This window comes from Nocardioides sp. NPDC023903 (genome assembly GCF_040639295.1).
GTDB lineage: Bacteria > Actinomycetota > Actinomycetes > Propionibacteriales > Nocardioidaceae > Nocardioides.
In genome coordinates this window covers 28,241-44,576 of sequence record NZ_JBEZZS010000020.1, presented here as the reverse complement: position 1 = coordinate 44,576, position 16,336 = coordinate 28,241, and the positions used below count along the sequence as shown (strand labels likewise).

16 protein-coding genes are annotated in these 16,336 nt (G+C 68.7%); 8 read left to right on the top strand and 8 right to left on the bottom strand.

The window, feature by feature from the left end:
• Positions 1-69: 69 nt before the first annotated feature.
• Genes pgl through tkt form a run of 4 tightly spaced genes read right to left on the bottom strand, consistent with a single transcriptional unit; the run spans position 70 to position 5,680 of the window.
• Complete coding sequence (gene pgl / locus AB0F44_RS19750) at positions 70-810, bottom strand: 6-phosphogluconolactonase (RefSeq protein WP_357358255.1); 741 nt, start codon at positions 808-810, stop codon at positions 70-72.
• Positions 807-2,462 (bottom strand): glucose-6-phosphate isomerase, encoded by a 1,656-nt coding sequence (gene pgi, locus AB0F44_RS19745; protein ID WP_357358253.1) that lies wholly within the window; start codon positions 2,460-2,462, stop codon positions 807-809. The genes pgl and pgi overlap by 4 nt, the downstream gene beginning before the upstream one ends.
• Positions 2,459-3,565 (bottom strand): transaldolase, encoded by a 1,107-nt coding sequence (gene tal, locus AB0F44_RS19740; RefSeq protein ID WP_357358252.1) that lies wholly within the window; start codon positions 3,563-3,565, stop codon positions 2,459-2,461. Before tal ends, pgi begins: the two co-directional genes overlap by 4 nt.
• A 3-nt stretch (positions 3,566-3,568) precedes the next feature.
• A complete protein-coding gene (gene tkt, locus AB0F44_RS19735; RefSeq protein ID WP_357358250.1) occupies positions 3,569-5,680 on the bottom strand; it encodes a transketolase in 2,112 nt (703 codons plus the stop codon).
• Positions 5,681-5,850: 170 nt separating this feature from the next.
• Between tkt and AB0F44_RS19730 the strand changes: the two genes are divergently transcribed.
• Positions 5,851-6,789, top strand: a complete 939-nt coding sequence (locus tag AB0F44_RS19730) for a heme o synthase (protein WP_357358248.1) — start codon at positions 5,851-5,853, stop codon at positions 6,787-6,789.
• 238 nt (positions 6,790-7,027) lie between these two features.
• Here AB0F44_RS19730 and AB0F44_RS19725 read toward each other — a convergent pair whose 3' ends face one another.
• Genes AB0F44_RS19725 through AB0F44_RS19715 form a run of 3 tightly spaced genes read right to left on the bottom strand, consistent with a single transcriptional unit; the run spans position 7,028 to position 9,640 of the window.
• Positions 7,028-7,930, bottom strand: a complete 903-nt coding sequence (locus AB0F44_RS19725; RefSeq protein WP_357358246.1) for a COX15/CtaA family protein — start codon at positions 7,928-7,930, stop codon at positions 7,028-7,030.
• Positions 7,927-8,718, bottom strand: a complete 792-nt coding sequence (locus tag AB0F44_RS19720; protein ID WP_357358244.1) for an ABC transporter permease — start codon at positions 8,716-8,718, stop codon at positions 7,927-7,929. The genes AB0F44_RS19725 and AB0F44_RS19720 overlap by 4 nt, the downstream gene beginning before the upstream one ends.
• A complete protein-coding gene (locus AB0F44_RS19715) occupies positions 8,711-9,640 on the bottom strand; it encodes an ABC transporter ATP-binding protein (protein WP_357358351.1) in 930 nt (309 codons plus the stop codon). Before AB0F44_RS19715 ends, AB0F44_RS19720 begins: the two co-directional genes overlap by 8 nt.
• Positions 9,641-9,935: 295 nt before the next feature.
• Here AB0F44_RS19715 and AB0F44_RS19710 point away from each other — a divergent pair, with 295 nt between their 5' ends.
• Together AB0F44_RS19710 and AB0F44_RS19705 are read left to right on the top strand one after the other, a co-directional pair.
• A complete protein-coding gene (locus AB0F44_RS19710) occupies positions 9,936-10,577 on the top strand; it encodes a glyoxalase (protein ID WP_357358242.1) in 642 nt (213 codons plus the stop codon).
• On the top strand, positions 10,543-11,013 hold the full coding sequence (locus tag AB0F44_RS19705) for a PPOX class F420-dependent oxidoreductase (protein WP_357358240.1): 471 nt from the start codon (positions 10,543-10,545) through the stop codon (positions 11,011-11,013). The genes AB0F44_RS19710 and AB0F44_RS19705 overlap by 35 nt, the downstream gene beginning before the upstream one ends.
• A 32-nt stretch (positions 11,014-11,045) precedes the next feature.
• Here the strand turns inward: AB0F44_RS19705 and AB0F44_RS19700 are convergent, their stop codons facing one another.
• Complete coding sequence (locus AB0F44_RS19700; protein WP_357358238.1) at positions 11,046-11,642, bottom strand: methyltransferase domain-containing protein; 597 nt, start codon at positions 11,640-11,642, stop codon at positions 11,046-11,048.
• A gap of 104 nt (positions 11,643-11,746) precedes the next feature.
• Between AB0F44_RS19700 and AB0F44_RS19695 the strand changes: the two genes are divergently transcribed.
• The 5 genes from AB0F44_RS19695 to sufC all read left to right on the top strand — a co-directional run bounded on the left by AB0F44_RS19695 (position 11,747) and on the right by sufC (position 16,335).
• Complete coding sequence (locus AB0F44_RS19695) at positions 11,747-12,130, top strand: hypothetical protein (protein WP_357358236.1); 384 nt, start codon at positions 11,747-11,749, stop codon at positions 12,128-12,130.
• A 119-nt stretch (positions 12,131-12,249) separates the two neighbouring features.
• Positions 12,250-12,981 carry a metalloregulator ArsR/SmtB family transcription factor gene (locus AB0F44_RS19690; protein ID WP_357358234.1) on the top strand — a complete coding sequence of 244 codons (732 nt, stop codon included), beginning with the start codon at positions 12,250-12,252 and terminating at the stop codon, positions 12,979-12,981.
• Positions 12,978-14,396: a Fe-S cluster assembly protein SufB gene (sufB, locus tag AB0F44_RS19685; RefSeq protein ID WP_091041037.1), complete on the top strand. Its 1,419-nt coding sequence runs from the start codon at positions 12,978-12,980 to the stop codon at positions 14,394-14,396. Before AB0F44_RS19690 ends, sufB begins: the two co-directional genes overlap by 4 nt.
• Positions 14,396-15,580: a Fe-S cluster assembly protein SufD gene (gene sufD / locus AB0F44_RS19680; protein WP_357358232.1), complete on the top strand. Its 1,185-nt coding sequence runs from the start codon at positions 14,396-14,398 to the stop codon at positions 15,578-15,580. Before sufB ends, sufD begins: the two co-directional genes overlap by 1 nt.
• Entirely contained in the window at positions 15,577-16,335 is a 759-nt protein-coding gene (gene sufC / locus AB0F44_RS19675; RefSeq protein ID WP_357358230.1) for a Fe-S cluster assembly ATPase SufC, read from the top strand. Before sufD ends, sufC begins: the two co-directional genes overlap by 4 nt.
• The last annotated feature ends 1 nt before the right edge of the window (position 16,336 follow it).

Sequence of the window (16,336 nt, the reverse complement as noted above, 5' to 3'; positions counted from 1 at the left end):
ACTGAGTTTCCGAGACATTCGCGCCGACTCGGCGCGCCTGAGCGGGACAGTCGCGCCGAGTCGGCGTGGTCAGAGCTTGGAGGCGGCGGCGCGATCCAGGAACCAGGTCGTCTCGGTGGTGCCAGTGACGCCGGTGGCCGGGATCTCGGCGACCGTGGCGCCGCCGTGGGCCTTGGCCACCGCTTCGGCCTTACCCTCGCCGCTGACCAGGAACCAGACGGTCGTGGACCGGCGCAGCGCCTCGAAGGTGAAGGTGATGCGCTCAGGCGGCGGCTTGGGGGAGTCGGTGACGCCGACGGCGATCGCGTCCTTCGCCTCGAGTTGCGGGTAGCCGGGGAAGAGGGAGGCGATGTGGCCGTCGGGGCCGACGCCGAGCATCAGGATGTCGAAGCCGCCGGAGCCGTGGCTGCGTACGTCCTCGGAGAACTGTGCCGCGGCGTCGTCGACGCTCAGTCCGGAGTCGGTGGCGGGCATCTCGTGGATGCGGTGGTCCGGGACGCCGACCTCGGTCAGGAAGGCGGCGCGGGCCTGGCCGGCGTTGCGGTCGGGGGAGTCGGCGGCGACGTAGCGCTCGTCGCCGAAGAAGAACTCGACCGCGCCCCAGTCGACACCCGACTCGGGTGCGAGGCGGGCGATCTCGCGATGGATCGCCTCGGCGATCGTCCCACCGGTGAGGCCGATGGTGGGGACGTCGCCGGCCGCCTGCAGGTCGGCAACGCGGCTGAGGAACTCCCCGGCGACCGCCGAGGCCAGGGCCTCAGCGGTGTCGTGGACCTCGATGAGTGACTCGGGATGACCGTCGCTGGTCACGTGCGCTTCTCTCTGTAGTAGGCGATGAGGGATTGGGTGGAGGCGTCCTGCTTCTTGGCGGTGTCCGCGTCACCGGAGACCGCCGGGCTGATCTGGACGGCGAGCTGCTTGCCGAGCTCGACGCCCCATTGGTCGAAGGAGTCGATGCCCCACACCACGCCCTGGGTGAAGGTGATGTGCTCGTAGAGGGCGATCAGCTGCCCCAGGACCCCTGGGGTCAGCGACGGCGCCATGATCGAGGTGGTCGGCCGGTTGCCGGAGAAGACCCGTGCGTTGACGATGTCCTCCGCGGTGCCCTCGGCGCGCACCTGCTCGGCAGTCTTGCCGAAGGCGAGCGCCTGGGTCTGGGCGAAGAAGTTGGCCAGGAACAGCTCGTGCACGTCGATGTTGCCGTCCGCGAGCGGATAGGCCGGGTTGGCGAACGCGATGAAGTCGGCCGGGATCACCCGGGTGCCCTGGTGGATCAGCTGGTAGAACGCGTGCTGCCCGTTGGTGCCGGGCTCGCCCCAGAACACCTCGCCGGTGTCGGTGGTGACCGCGGTGCCGTCCCAGCGCACCGACTTGCCGTTGGACTCCATGGTCAGCTGCTGAAGGTACGCAGGGAACCGATGCAGCAGCTGGGAGTAGGGCAGCACGGCGTGGGTCTGAGCGTCGAGGAAGTTGACGTACCAGACGTTCAGGAGGCCCATCAGGGCCGGCACGTTCTGCGCGAGCGGCGTCTTCGCGAAGTGCTCGTCGATGGCGTGGAAACCGCCGAGGAACTCGGCGAACCCCTCCGGTCCGATGGCGATCGCCAGGGAGGTGCCGATCGCGGAGTCGACGGAATAGCGGCCGCCGACCCAGTCCCAGAAGCCGAAGGCGTTCTCCGGGTCGATCCCGAAGTCGGCGACCCTGTCCAGCGCGGTGGAGACCGCGACAAAGTGCTTCTTCACAGCATCGGCGGAGTCGACCTCGTCACCAAGCGCGTCGAGCAACCAGGTGCGCGCCAGGCGGGCGTTGGTCAGCGTCTCCAGCGTCGAGAACGTCTTCGAGGAGACGACGAACAGGGTGGAGGCGGGGTCGAGGCCCTTCAGCTTCTGGCCGGCGTCGGTGGGATCGATGTTGGAGATGAACCGGCACTCGATCTCGGGGTGATGGAACGGCTCCAGCGCCTCGTAGGCCATCACCGGGCCCAGGTCGGAGCCGCCGATGCCGATGTTGACCACGGTGCGGATCCGCTCACCGGTGACGCCCTTCCACTCACCGGACCGGACCCGGTCGGCGAAGGCGTACATCTTCGCCAGGGTCTCGTGGACGGCGGGCACGACGTCGGTGCCGTCGGCCTCGAGGGAGGCGTCGGCGGGAAGACGCAGGGCGGTGTGGAGCACCGCGCGGTCCTCGGTGACGTTGATGTGCTCGCCGGCGAGCATCGCGTCCCGCCGCGCCTCCAGGCCGACCTGCTCGGCAAGCGCGAGCAAGGTGGCCAGGAGGTCGTCGGTGATGAGGTCCTTGGAGAGGTCGACGAAGAGGTCGGCCGCCTCGAAGGTGAAGCGTGAGGCCCGGCCGGGATCATCGGCGAACCACGAGCGCAGATCGGGCTCGAAGCCGGCCCGCAGCTCGGTGAGTGCCTTCCAAGCGTCCGTCGTCGTCGCGTCGACCGGGCCTTCGCTCACTGCTTGACCGCCTCGATCTGGGCGACGACGGTGTCGACGAGTTCGGTCCAGGAGACCTTGAACTTGTCCACGCCCTCGGTCTCCAGCACGAGGAAGACGTCGTCGAGGTCGACTCCGACAGAGCGGAGCGACTCGAAGACCGTAGCGGCCTCGGCGCCCTTGCCGGTGACGACATCGCCCTTGACCTCGCCGTGGTCGGCGAAGGCCTCCATGGTCTTCTCCGGCATGGTGTTGACCGTGTCGGCGACGACCAGGTCGGTGACGTAGAGGGTGTCGGGGTAGGCCGGGTTCTTGACCCCGGTCGAGGCCCACAACGGCCGCTGGGCGTTGGCGCCCTCACTGGCCAGCGCGGTCCAGCGCTCGCTGGCGTGGACCTCCTCGAAGGCGGCGTAGGCGGCGATGGCGTTGGCCACCGCGGCCTTGCCGAGCAGCGCGCTGGCCTCGGGGGTGCCGATCGCCTCGAGCCGCTTGTCGATCTCGCTGTCTACACGTGAGACGAAGAACGACGCCACGCTGCGGATCGTGGACAGGTCCTTGCCGGCCGCCTTGGCCTGCTCCAGACCGGTCAGGTAGGCGTCCATCACCGCGCGGTAGCGCTCGACCGAGAAGATCAGGGTCACGTTGACCGAGATGCCCTCGGCGATCGCGGCGGTGATCGCAGGGAGACCCTCGAGGGTCGCCGGGATCTTGATCAGCACGTTGGGACGGTCGACCGCGGCCCACAGCGCCTTCGCGGAGGCGATGGTCGCGTCGGTGTCGTTGGCCAGGGTGGGCTCGACCTCGATCGAGACCCGGCCGTCGTCCTTGGTGGACTCGGCGACCGGCGCGAAGATGTCGCAGGCGTTGCGTACGTCCCGGGTGGTCAGGCCGAAGATGACCTCGTCGACGTTCTTGCCCTCGGCCACCAGCGAGCGGAGCTGCTCGTCGTAGCGCTCGCCGTTGGCGATCGCGGCGGCGAAGATGGTCGGGTTGGTGGTCACCCCGACGACGGACTTCTCCTTGACGAGGTCGGCGAGGTTGCCGGTCTCGATCCGCTCGCGGGAGAGGTCGTCGAGCCAGATGGATACGCCGGCCTCGGCCAGCGCCTTGAGACGGTCAGACATATTTCATGCTCCCTTGTTGATGGCGGCGAGGCTCTCCTTGGCGGCCGTGACGACCGCCTCGGGGGTGAAGCCGTACTCCTTGAACAGCAGCGCTCCGGACGCCGAGGCGCCGAAGTGCTCGAGCGAGACGATCCGGCCGGCGTCGCCGACGTACTCCCGCCAGCCCTGCTTCACGCCGGCCTCGACGCTGACGCGCGCCTTGACGCTGGGCGGGATCACCGAGTCGCGGTAGTCCTGATCCTGGCCCTCGAACCACTCCAGGCACGGCAGCGAGACGACGCGGGCACCGATGCCCTCCTTCGCCAGCTCCTCGCGGGCGGCGACTGCGTACTGCACCTCGGAGCCGGTGCCGAGGAGCACGACGTCGACGGTCCCGGTGGGGGAGTCGAGGAGTACGTAGCCACCCTTCGCGACGCCGCTGGTGTCGGCGTAGCCGTCCTTCCCGCGGGGGAAGGTCGGCAGCGCCTGACGGGTCAGGATGAGCGCCGAGGGGCGGTCGTGGTGCTTGAGCACCTCGAGCCATGCGGCGGCGGTCTCGTTGGCGTCGGCGGGGCGGACCACGTCGAGGCCCGGGATGGCCCGGACCGCGGCGAGGTGCTCGACCGGCTGGTGGGTCGGGCCGTCCTCGCCCAGACCGACGGAGTCGTGGGTCCAGACGTGGATCACCGGCAGCTTGGACAGCGCCCCGACGCGTACGGCGCCTCGCATGTAGTCGGAGAACTGGAAGAACGTGCCGCCGAAAGCCTTGGTCGGCGAGTGGGCCACTATGCCGTTGAGGATCGCGCCCATGGCGTGCTCGCGGATGCCGAAGTGGAGCACGCGGCCGGCGTACGGGTCGCCCTTCCACTCGTGGGTGGAGCGGTCCTCGGGGACGAAGCTGGGCGCACCGGAGATGGTGGTGTTGTTGGAGCCGGCGAGGTCGGCCGAGCCACCCCACAGCTCGGGCAGCACCGGCGCCAGCGCGTTGATCACCTTGCCGGAGGCGGCACGGGTGGCGATGCCCTTGGCGTCGGCCTCGAAGAACGGCAGCGCGTCGGCGATGTCGGCGGGAAGCTCCCCGGCCTGCAGCCGCTCGAGCAGCTTGGCGCCCTCGGGGTTGGCCTCGGCCCAGGCGGCCTCCTCGGCGCGCCAGGCCTCCTCGGCCTTCTCGCCGCGCTCGATGAGCTGGCGGGTGTGGGCGAGCACCTCGGGGTCGACGTCGAAGGACTTGGCCGGGTCGAAGCCCAGGATCTCCTTGGTCGCCGCGACCTCCTCGGTGCCGAGCGCCGAACCGTGGGCGGCCTCGGTGTTCTGCGCGTTCGGGGCGGGCCAGGCGATGACGGTGCGCAGCACGATCAGCGACGGCTGGTCGGTGACCTCGCCGGCGGCGTTGATCGCGTCGAACAGCGCCGGGACGTCCTCCTGGTAGCCGGTGCCGTCGTGGGTCCAGTCGACCTCCTGGACGTGCCAGCCGTAGGCCCGGTAGCGAGCGGCGACGTCCTCGGTGAAGGCGACGTTGGTGTCACCCTCGATCGAGATCCGGTTGGCGTCGTAGATCATCGTGAGGTTGCCGAGCTTCTGCGTGCCGGCGATCGAGCTCGCCTCGCTGCTGACGCCCTCCTGCAGGTCGCCGTCGCCGGCCATGACGTACGTCTTGTGGTCGAACGGGCTCGGCTGGTCGACCGGGGTGTCCGGGTCGAGCAGGCCGCGCAGCCGGCGCTGGGCCATCGCGATGCCGACGGCGTTGGCGACACCCTGGCCGAGCGGGCCGGTGGTCACCTCCACGCCGCGGGTGTGGCCGCGCTCGGGGTGACCCGGGGTCAGCGAGCCCCAGGTGCGCAGGCTCTCCAGGTCGCCGAGCTCGAGGCCGAAGCCGCCGAGGTAGAGCTGGATGTAGAGGGTGACGCTGGAGTGGCCGACGGAGAGCACGAACCGGTCACGACCGAGCCAGTCGGTGTCGGCCGGGTTGTGCTTCATCACCTTCTGGAAGAGCAGATAAGCAGCCGGGGCCAGGCTCATCGCGGTGCCAGGGTGGCCGTTGCCGACCTTCTGCACGGAGTCCATGGCGAGTACGCGGACGGTGTCCACGGCCTTGCTGTCCAGATCGGTCCACTCGAGTACAGGTTTGGTGCTCACGAGGTGCCTTTTCAAATTCGTAGAGTCCACTTGGAAAGTTCTTGGGCTGGCCGTGGGGGCTGCCGAATCCGAGCCTACTCACGCCCCGGGTTAGACTGCGAGCCGCATGCTGTGAACTGCCTGTATGAGCCGCATGTGAAGCCTCAACCCGATCGAGAAGGATCTTCTCAGTGACGCACGTCGAACAGCCGGTCCCCGACCTCGACCAGCGTAGCGACCGCGCGTCAATGCGCGATGTCATCTCGGCGTACGTCTCTTTGACGAAGCCCCGCGTGATCGAGCTGCTGCTGCTCACCACCGTGCCGGTGATGTTCTTCGCCGCCCAGGGTGTCCCGGGCGTCGGCCTGGTCGCGGCCACGGTCGTCGGCGGGATCTTCTCGGCCGGCTCGGCCTCGGTCTTCAACTGCGTCTACGACCGCGACATCGACGAGCAGATGAGGCGTACGCGGCGCCGGGCTCTGCCCCGTCACGTGGTCACCCCGCGGGCGGCCCTGATCTTCGGGTCGGTGCTCGCCGTGCTGTCGGTGCTGGTGCTCGGGTTCTTCGTGAACTGGCTCTCCGCGGGCCTATCGCTGGCCGCCAACGCGTTCTACGTCTTCGTCTACACGATGCTGCTCAAGCGGCGCACCACGCAGAACATCGTCTGGGGCGGCATCGCGGGCTGCTTCCCGACCCTGATCGGCTGGACCGCGGTCACCAACTCGGTGAACTGGGAGCCGCTGATCCTGTTCATGGTCGTCTTCTTCTGGACCCCGCCGCACACCTGGGCCCTGGCGCTGCGCTACCGCGAGGACTACGCCCAGGTCGACGTGCCGATGCTGCCGGTGGTCAAGTCCGCCCGTCACGTGGGCGGTCAGATCGTGGCGTACTCCTGGGTCATGGTCGCCACCTCCCTGCTGCTGTGGCCCCTCGCCTCCACCGGCTGGCTCTACCCGGTCGCCGCCCTCGGCCTCGGCGCCGTCTTCCTCGTCCAGGCCCACCAGCTGCACGCTCGCGCCAAGGGCACCGAGGACCTCACCAAGATCCGCCCGATGCAGCTCTTCCACTCGAGCAACCTCTACCTGAGCCTGCTCTTCGTCGCCCTCGCGGTCGACCCGCTCATCGGCTGACCGCCTCAGCCGAGGCGTCAACTACGTCGGCCGAGAGGTCAGGTACGTCGTCCGAGGCGTCACTTCCGTCCGCCTAAGCGTCAGGTGCGTCGGCCGAGCCGGCAGCACACTGCCCACTCGACCGACGTACCTGACGTTTCGGCCTGCAGGAGTGACTTCTCGACCGACGCGCCTGACGCCTCGGCCAGCGGGAGCGACGCCTCGGACGAGCGGGGTGACGCGTCGGCGAGGGTGTGAGTCAGGCGGTGTGGGCGCGGGTGGAGACCAGGACGCGGGCGAGGCCGGCGGAGATGAGGGCGGCGCCGAGCATGTGGAAGCCGACGAGGAGGACGGGGAGGTCGGTGAGGTACTGGACCCAGCCGATCAGGCCCTGGGCGAGCTCGATGACCAGCAGGACGATGGTGACCCGGAGGACGTACGCGTTCTTGCGGCCGAGCCACAGCGTGACCAGGGTCGCGGCGATGAGCGCGTAGACGGCGTAGGCGTGGATGTGGGACATCAGGGCTGGGTCGAGGCCGGTGCGGCGGGACTCGAGGTCGCCGGAGTGGGGGCCGGAGCCGGTCACGACCGTGCCGAGCCAGAGCGTGAGCCAGCCGACGACGAAGGTGATCACCGAGGCGATGCGTACGTTGCGCGGCGCGGCCTCACGCACCGGCGAACGGATCTCGTCGAGGAGCCAGACGCACAGTCCGACCATCGCCATCGACAGCAGCAGGTGGAGGGCGACGACGTACGGGTTGAGGTCGGTGAGCACCGTGATTCCGCCGATGACGCCCTGGAACGGGACGCCGAGGGCGATGACGACCGCCAGGTTGCGTACGACTCCTCGGCGCCTCCACACCGCGATGACGACCGTGATCGCGATGGCGGCCAGGACGTAGGTCAGCAGCCGGTTGCCGAACTCGATGACGCCGTTGATCCCGAGGGCCTCGTGGGCCACGTAGGACTCCTCGGTGCACTTGGGCCAGGTCGGGCAGCCGAGGCCGGAACCCGTCAACCGGACCACTGCACCGGTCACCACGATCCCGATGTTGGCGATCAGGTTGGCGATGGCCAGACCGAACGCGTGGGCGCGGAGCCAGCCGAGGACCTTGTCCTTGGCCGAGGTAGCCGGGCCGGTGGCGGGTTCGGTGGACGTCATTCCCACTTGAAGGTCCTAGCTGTGAGGGTGGAGCCGAGAACGGCCCAGATCAGGAGTACGCCGAGGTCTCGCCAGGCCGGGACGCCGTCGAGGAACGCGGTGCGCACTGCCTCTCCCAAAGCGCCAGAGGGGAGCCAGCGGGCGACGTCGCCGTAGGCGCCGTAGGCCGTCAGCGGCAGCACCACGGCACCGCCGGCCAGGAGAAGCAGGTAGATGAGGTTGGCCGCGGCCAGGGTCGCCTCGGCGCGCAGCACGCCGGCGACGAAGAGCCCGAGCGAGGCGAAGGCCAGCGTGCCCATCGCGATGGCGAGGAAGAAGGCGAGGACGGTGCCGAACCCCGCGGCGGGGGTCCAGCCGAGGATCTGGCCGACGCCGCCGATGACGAAGAGCTGCACGAGCTGTACGCAGCCGAGCGCGAGCACCTTGCCGGCGAGCAGGCCGATCCGGGGGAGCGGTGAGGCGCCGAGGCGCTTGATGACGCCGTAGCGCCGCTCGAACCCGGTCGCGATCGCGAGGCTCGTGAATGATGTCGACATGATCGCCAGGGCGAGGACGCCCGGGGTGAGGAGGTCGACCAGGGGTTGTTCGGTGCCGAGGTCGAGGTCGATCGCGTTGCCCGCGGTGACGCCGCCGATCAGCACCATCACCGGGATGACGACGGCGAGGAGGAGCTGCTCGCCGTTGCGGAGCATCAGCTTGGCCTCCATCAGCGCCTGGGCGACCACCTGCCGGGTGATCGGTGCGCCGCCGGGCCGAGGGGTGAAGGTCCCCGTTGCAACCTCAGACATGCTCGACCCCTTCGCTGAGACGGAGCCCTCCGGTGAGGTCGAGGAAGACGTCCTCGAGGCTCCTGCGACCCAGGGTCAGCGACTCGGGGAGGACGTCGTTCTCCTCGCACCAGCGGCTCACCTTGGAGAGCGTGGTCGGGTCGGCCTTGCCGGTGACCCGCATCGAGCGCTCGTCGAGCAGGGTCACCTCGGTGTCCTCACCGAGCGCCTTGCGTAGGGACTCGCGGGCGCCGGGAGGGAACGGCTTGGTCACGACCAGCCTCACGGTGGCGGTCGCGCTCATCCCATTTCCTGGGCCGCGGGTGAGCTCGAGCGGACTGCCCGAGGCGATCATCCGGCCGCGGTCGATGATGTGCACCTGGTCGGCCAGCTCCTCGGCCTCCTCCAGGTAGTGCGTGGTCAGCACGACGGTGACGCCGTCGGCGCGCAGCTCGCGCAGCAGGTCCCAGGTCGTACGCCGCCCCTGCGGGTCCATCCCCGCCGTCGGCTCGTCCACGAACACCAGCTCCGGACGGCCCACGAGCGCCATCGCCAGGCCGAGCCGCTGCTGCTGCCCGCCCGAGAGCCGCCGGTAGGGGGTGCGACCGCACTCGCTCAGCCCCAGGCGCTCGGCGAGGTAGTCGACGTCGAGCGGATGCGCGTGCAACCGCGCGATGTGCTTGAGCATCTCCATGGCGCGTACGCCGCTCCAGGCGCCCTGGCCCTGCAGCATCACCCCGATCCGGGGGAGCAGCTGCTTGCGGTCGGCGATGGGATCGAGCCCGAGGACGCGTACCGTCCCCTGCTGGGGCTTGCGGTAGCCCTCGCAGGTCTCCAGCGTGGTCGTCTTGCCGGCACCGTTGGGCCCGAGCACGGCCGTGATCGAACCCTCCGCGACGCTCAGCGAGAGTCCGTCGACGGCCGTCTTGTCGCCATAGGTCATGCGCAGGTCGCGTACCTCGACAGCAGGCCTGGCGACGGAAGAGTCCACGGCGGCAGTCTAAGAAGGCGCACGCCACCGGCCCAATCGCGTAGGGGCGATCCTATGGATTCTTAGGTGCCTGTAAGGACGTTGGCCGCCCAACTCCCACCGAAGGACGGCCAACGCGGGGATGAGACGCGATGCCCCCAGGCCTATGACGCGGTGTCTCAGACACAATTTCTGCTCAGGAGATCAACAGGCAAGGCGGTCAGGAATCGAGAAGCCCCCAAGGCCCCCGGATTCCTAAGGTCAAGACATGTTCACTCTTCAGACCATCACCCTCGACGCAGCAGACCCCACGGACGCCCAGGCGTTCTACGAGAAGGCCTTCGGCCTGACCGACCAGATCTCCGTACGCCAGGGCCCAGGCACCGGCACCGGCCGGCCGTTCACGACCTCCCTGGTCGTCGGCCAGCCCTCGACCGTTGACAGCCTCGTCGACTCCGCACTCACGGCCGGCGCCACCTCCCTCAAGCCGGTCGAGAAGTCGTTCTGGGGCTACGGCGGCATCGTCCAAGCCCCCGACGGCTCGATCTGGAAGATCGCCACCTCGGCGAAGAAGGACAACGGCCCCGCCACCCGCGAGATCGACGACATCGTCCTGCTCCTCGGCGTCGCCGACGTCAAGGCGAGCAAGCGGTTCTACGCCGAGCGCGGGCTAGGCGTGAAGCGGAGCTTCGGCGGCAAGTACGCCGAGTTCGAGGCCGCTCCCGGTGCCGTTCAGCTCGCGATCTACCCCCTGCGCGCCCTGGAGAAGGAGACCGGTGTCGCGGTCGACCCGGCCGCTGCGTACGGAATCGTCCTGGGTGGCGGCAGCGAGGCCTTCACCGACCCGGACGGGTTCACCTGGCAGGCTGGGGACCATGGCACGCACGATCGCGACGAACACGACCGTTGATCTCGAGGGACTCCTGGAGTTCGTACGTCCCCGCCACCAGATGATCCTGGTGACCAGCCGAGCTGACGGGTCACCCCAGCTCTCGCCGGTCACCGGCGGCGTCGACGACGACGGGCGGATCGTGATCGCGACCTACCCCGAGCGGGCTAAGACCCGCAACGCCCGCAGCCGTCCGCAGGTGAGCGTCATGGTCCTCTCCGAGGAGTGGAACGGCGCCTGGGTCCAGGTCGACGGCGACGCGGAGGTCCTCGACGCGGCGAGCGGCGGGGCAGCGCTGGACGCGTTCGTCACCTACTTCCGCAACATCTCCGGCGAGCACTCCGACTGGGACGAGTACCGCCAGGCGATGGTCGACCAGGGCAAGTCCCTCCTCCGGATCACCCCCAAGCGCTGGGGCCCGGTCGCCACCGGCGGCTTCCCCTCCCGTTTGGCCTGAGACCGAGCGGCCGCTCGTATCTGCTGGCGGGTTCAGCGGCGCTGCCAGATCCCGAGGCGGTGGCTCCACGGCAGTCGCGGGTTCAGCCGGCGCGGCTCGGAGAGGTGGACCAGGTCGAAGTCGGGGCCGAGGACGCGGGTCATGTCCTCGGGGACGTACGTCCATGGCGGGCCCGGCTCCTCGCTCGGCCGGTCGATCGGGAAGACCCCCGACGCGACCCGCCCGCCGGGGCGTACGACCGCGCGGCCCAGGTCACCGACGCGGCCGCGCCAGGCGGGCGGCAGCGCGCAGAAGAAGGTGTGGTCCCACATCAGGTCGACCGGTCCGCCGGTCGCGGCCAGGACGACGTCGACGTCGAATGCGTCGCCGACCACGTAGGTGAGGTCCGGGTATTGCTCTCCTGCGTAGGCGGCCGCCGTGGGCGAGACGTCCACAACGGTCGTACGCCATCCGGCAGCCGCCAACCCCGCCGCATCGTGTCCCCGACCGGCGCCGGGGGCGAAGGCGGTGCCGGGCTCGCCGAACAGCGCCGCGTCCTCCTCGATGTAGGCCAGGGGAGCGCCTAGGTCCCAGGCGGTCGTGCCCCGGACGTACGCGGTTTCCCAGTCCGTGGGGTCATTGACGGTCATGGGCCACATTCTCTCGGACCGGCGCAGGGGAAGCAGGGCGCCCGAGCGAATCTGCGATTCCAGAGCGGTTCCGTGTGCCGTCGTCGACCGGTACGCTTTCGAACATGAGATCGACTGGCGGCGCGTCCCGGCGCGACGTACCGCTGCCGTTCGACATCGCTCCTGATGCGTTGCCCGCGCCCACCAAGCGATCATCGGCGCCTGCGCCCGAAGAGGGGGCGCAGGTCTACCGTCTTGTCGGCGCCCACCTCACCTCTCGCGGCCTCCCGCCGGGCTCCGACCTGATGATCAACCCCCGCCGACCCAAGCGCGGCGAGGTGGCGGTCGTACGCTTCGGCGGCCGCACCAGAGTCGGTGTCTTCGACCTCGAACGCGGTCGTGCGGTCCTGCGTTCAGACCGCGGCACCCGCTGGCTGCCGCCCGATGCCGTCTACATCGGCGTCGCCGCCCTCGCCTCCCCGACCCTTGACGGGATGCCGACAGGCTGACCAATGATTCGCTGCTGTGCGGGATGCGGTGGTGACGTACGACACGTTGTCGCTGCCCAATGAGCAAGTAAGGGTTGCCTTCGTTGAATCGCCTGGGGGAATAACGTCACAATGGTGTTGTGAAATTCGACGAGAGCACTCTGCAGCCCGCAGAGAACAGCGAGGAGAGCACCCGCCAGCGGGTCGCTCGCTCGCTGCTCGTCGACGGTCCGCAGACGGCTGCGACGCTGGCCAAGCGGCTCGATCTCACGCCGGCCGCGGTCAGGCGCCACCTGGACGCCCTGGCCGAGGAGGAGGCGGTGGAGCAGCGCGAGCCGCGCACCGCGTCCACGCGTGGGCGGGGCCGGCCGGCCAAGCTCTTCGCGCTCACCGACCAGGGTAGGGACGGCTTCGAGAAGAAGTACGACGACCTGGCGGTCGAGGCGCTGCGGTTCCTCTCCGAGGTGGCCGGCGAGGAGGCCGTGCGGGAATTCGCGGAGCGCCGCGCGGCGTTCATCAAGCAGGGACTGGACCGGATCGCCGCCAGCGAGACGGACCTCAGCCCCGCGCAGGTGCTCGCAAATGTGTTCACGGCCAACGGCTACGCGGCCTCCGTCAGGGAGCTGCCGCTGATCAACGGTCATGACGCAGGTGAGCAGCTGTGCCAGCAGCACTGCCCGGTCGCCCACGTCGCCCAGGAGTTCCCCGAGCTCTGCGAGGCGGAGACAGAGGCGATCGCAAAGCTGCTCGGCACCCACGTACAACGCTTGGCCACCATCGCCCACGGCGACGGAGTCTGCACGACGCACATCCCTCCTGGATCCTCCGGTCCCGGCGAAGTTTCGAAGAAGAAGGAGCAGGTCACGACATGACCTCCATCGAGGAGCTCAACCCCGAGCTGAAGGGCATCGGCAAGTACGAGTTCGGCTGGTCCGACTCGGACGTCGCCGGTGCCGCGGCACAGCGCGGTCTCAACGACGCCATCGTCCGCGACATCTCCGGCAAGAAGTCTGAGCCGCAGTGGATGCTCGACCTGCGCCTGAAGGGCCTCAAGCTCTTCGGCCGCAAGCCGATGCCCACCTGGGGCTCCGACCTCTCGGACATCGACTTCGACAACATCAAGTACTTCGTGCGTTCGTCGGAGAAGCAGGCCACCTCGTGGGAGGACCTGCCCGAGGACATCAAGAACACCTACGACCGGCTCGGCATCCCGGAGGCGGAGAAGCAGCGCCTGGTCGCCGGTGTCGCCGCGCAGTACGAGTCGGAGGTCGTCTACCACTCGATCCGCGAGGACCTCGAGGCCCAGGGCGTGCTCTTCCTCGACACCGACACCGCGCTCAAGGAGCACCCGGAGATCTTCCAGGAGTACTTCGGCACGGTGATCCCGGTCGGCGACAACAAGTTCGCCGCGCTGAACACCGCTGTGTGGTCGGGTGGCTCCTTCATCTACGTGCCCAAGGGTGTCCACGTCGACATCCCGCTGCAGGCCTACTTCCGGATCAACACCGAGAACATGGGCCAGTTCGAGCGCACCCTGATCATCGCCGACGAGGGCTCCTACGTTCACTACGTCGAGGGCTGCACCGCGCCGATCTACCAGTCCGACTCGCTGCACTCCGCGGTCGTCGAGATCATCGTGAAGAAGAACGCTCGCGTTCGTTACACGACCATCCAGAACTGGTCGAACAACGTCTACAACCTGGTCACCAAGCGCGCCGTCTGCGAAGAGGGCGCGACCATGGAGTGGGTCGACGGCAACATCGGCTCCAAGGTGACCATGAAGTACCCGGCGGTCTACCTGATGGGTGAGCACGCCAAGGGCGAGACGCTCTCCATCGCCTTCGCCGGCGAGGGCCAGCACCAGGACGCGGGCGCCAAGATGGTGCACGCCGCCCCGAACACCTCCTCGTCCATCCTGTCGAAGAGCGTGGCGCGTGGCGGTGGCCGTACGTCCTACCGTGGCCTGATCCAGATCAACGAGGGCGCCCACGGCTCCAAGTCCAACGTGCTGTGCGACGCGCTCCTGGTCGACCAGATCTCCCGCTCGGACACCTACCCCTACGTCGACATCCGTGAGGACGACGTCTCGATGGGTCACGAGGCCTCGGTCTCGAAGGTCTCCGACGACCAGCTGTTCTACCTGATGTCCCGCGGCATGGCCGAGGACGAGGCGATGGCGATGATCGTGCGCGGCTTCGTCGAGCCGATCGCCAAGGAGCTCCCGATGGAGTACGCCCTCGAGCTCAACCGCCTGATCGAACTGCAGATGGAAGGAGCGGTCGGCTGATGACCGCAGCTGTGCAGGAGGCTCTGGAGCTCGACAAGGTCGAGTCCCACCTCCACCCCGAAGGCTCTTTCGACGTCGAGGCGCACGAGGTGCCGAAGGGTCGCGAGGAGATCTGGCGGTTCACCCCGCTCAAGCGCCTCAAGGGCATCCACAACGACGCCCCCTTCGCCGATGGTGCGACCAAGGTGGAGGTCGAGGCGGCCTCCGGCGTGACCGTCGAGACCGTGGCGGCCGACGATGCCGTACGCGGCAGCTCGGGTCTGGTCCCGACAGACCGCGTCTCGGCGCGGGCCTGGGCGGCCAGCACCGGCGCGACCGTCGTGCGCATCCCGACCGACACCGTCGTCGAGGGCGCGACCGTGATCCGCCACCACGGCACCGGCTCGGAGACCGCCGGCGCCGGTCACGCGGTGATCGTGGCGGAGAAGTTCGCCAAGGCGACCGTCGTGCTCGTCTTCGAGGGCTCCGCCGTCGTCGCCGACAACATCGAGATCGTCGTCGAGGACGGCGCCGACCTCACCGTCGTCTCCGTCCAGGACTGGGCCGACGACGCCGTGCACCTCTCCACCCAGCACGCCAAGGTCGGCCGCGACGCCAACCTCAAGCACGTCTCGGTGAGCTTCGGCGGCGACGTGGTGCGCCACGACTTCTCGGCGGAGTACTCCGGCCCCGGCGGCTCCGTGGAGTCGCTCGGCCTCTACTTCGCCGACGCCGGTCAGCACATCGAGCACCGTCTCTTCGTCGACCACACCGCCCCGAAGACCAAGTCCCACGTGGTCTACAAGGGCGCGCTGCAGGGCGAGAAGGCCCACGCGGTCTGGATCGGCAACGTGCTGATCCGCAAGGAGGCCGAGGGCATCGAGACGTATGAGGAGAACCGCAACCTCATCCTCACCGACGGTGCCTGGGCCGACTCCGTGCCCAACCTGGAGATCGAGACCGGCGAGATCGAGGGCGCGGGTCACGCGTCGGCGATCGGCCGTTTCGACGACGAGCAGCTCTTCTACCTGCAGAGCCGCGGCATCTCCGAGACCGAGGCCAAGCGCCTGGTCGTGCACGGCTTCTTCAACGACCTGATCCGTCAGATCGGTGTCCCCGAGCTCGAGGAGAAGCTGACCAGCACGGTCGAGGCCGAGCTCGCCAAGAACATCAACACCCTTATCGAGAAGGACGCAACCGTATGAGCACGCTTGAGATCAAGGACCTCACGGTCTCGGTGGAGACCGAGGACGGCCCGAAGGAGATCCTCAAGGGCGTCACGCTGACCATCAACTCCGGCGAGACCCACGCGATCATGGGCCCCAACGGCTCGGGCAAGTCGACGCTTGCCTACTCGATCGCCGGCCACCCGAAGTACACCATCACCGGCGGCACCGTCACCCTCGACGGTGAGAACGTCCTGGAGATGTCGGTCGACGAGCGGGCCAAGGCTGGTCTGTTCCTCGCGATGCAGTACCCGGTCGAGGTCCCCGGCGTGAGCGTGGCCAACTTCCTGCGCACCGCGAAGACGGCGCTGGACGGCGAGGCCCCCAAGCTGCGTACGTGGGTCAAGGACGTCAACGGTGCGATGAACAAGATGCACCTGGACCCGACCTTCTCGCAGCGCTCGGTCAACGAGGGCTTCTCCGGTGGCGAGAAGAAGCGCCACGAGATCGCCCAGCTCGACATCCTCGACCCGGCCTTCGCACTGCTCGACGAGATCGACTCCGGCCTCGACATCGACGCGCTCAAGGTCGTCTCCGAGGGGATCAACGACTTCCGCGCCCGCGATGGCAAGTCGGTCCTGCTGATCACCCACTACACCCGCATCCTGCGCTACATCAAGCCTGACCACGTGCACGTCTTCGTGGCCGGCCGGATCGCGGAGTCGGGTGGCCCGGACCTGGCCGAGGAGCTGGAGGCCAACGGCTACGAGAAGTACGTCGCGGCAGGGGTCTGAC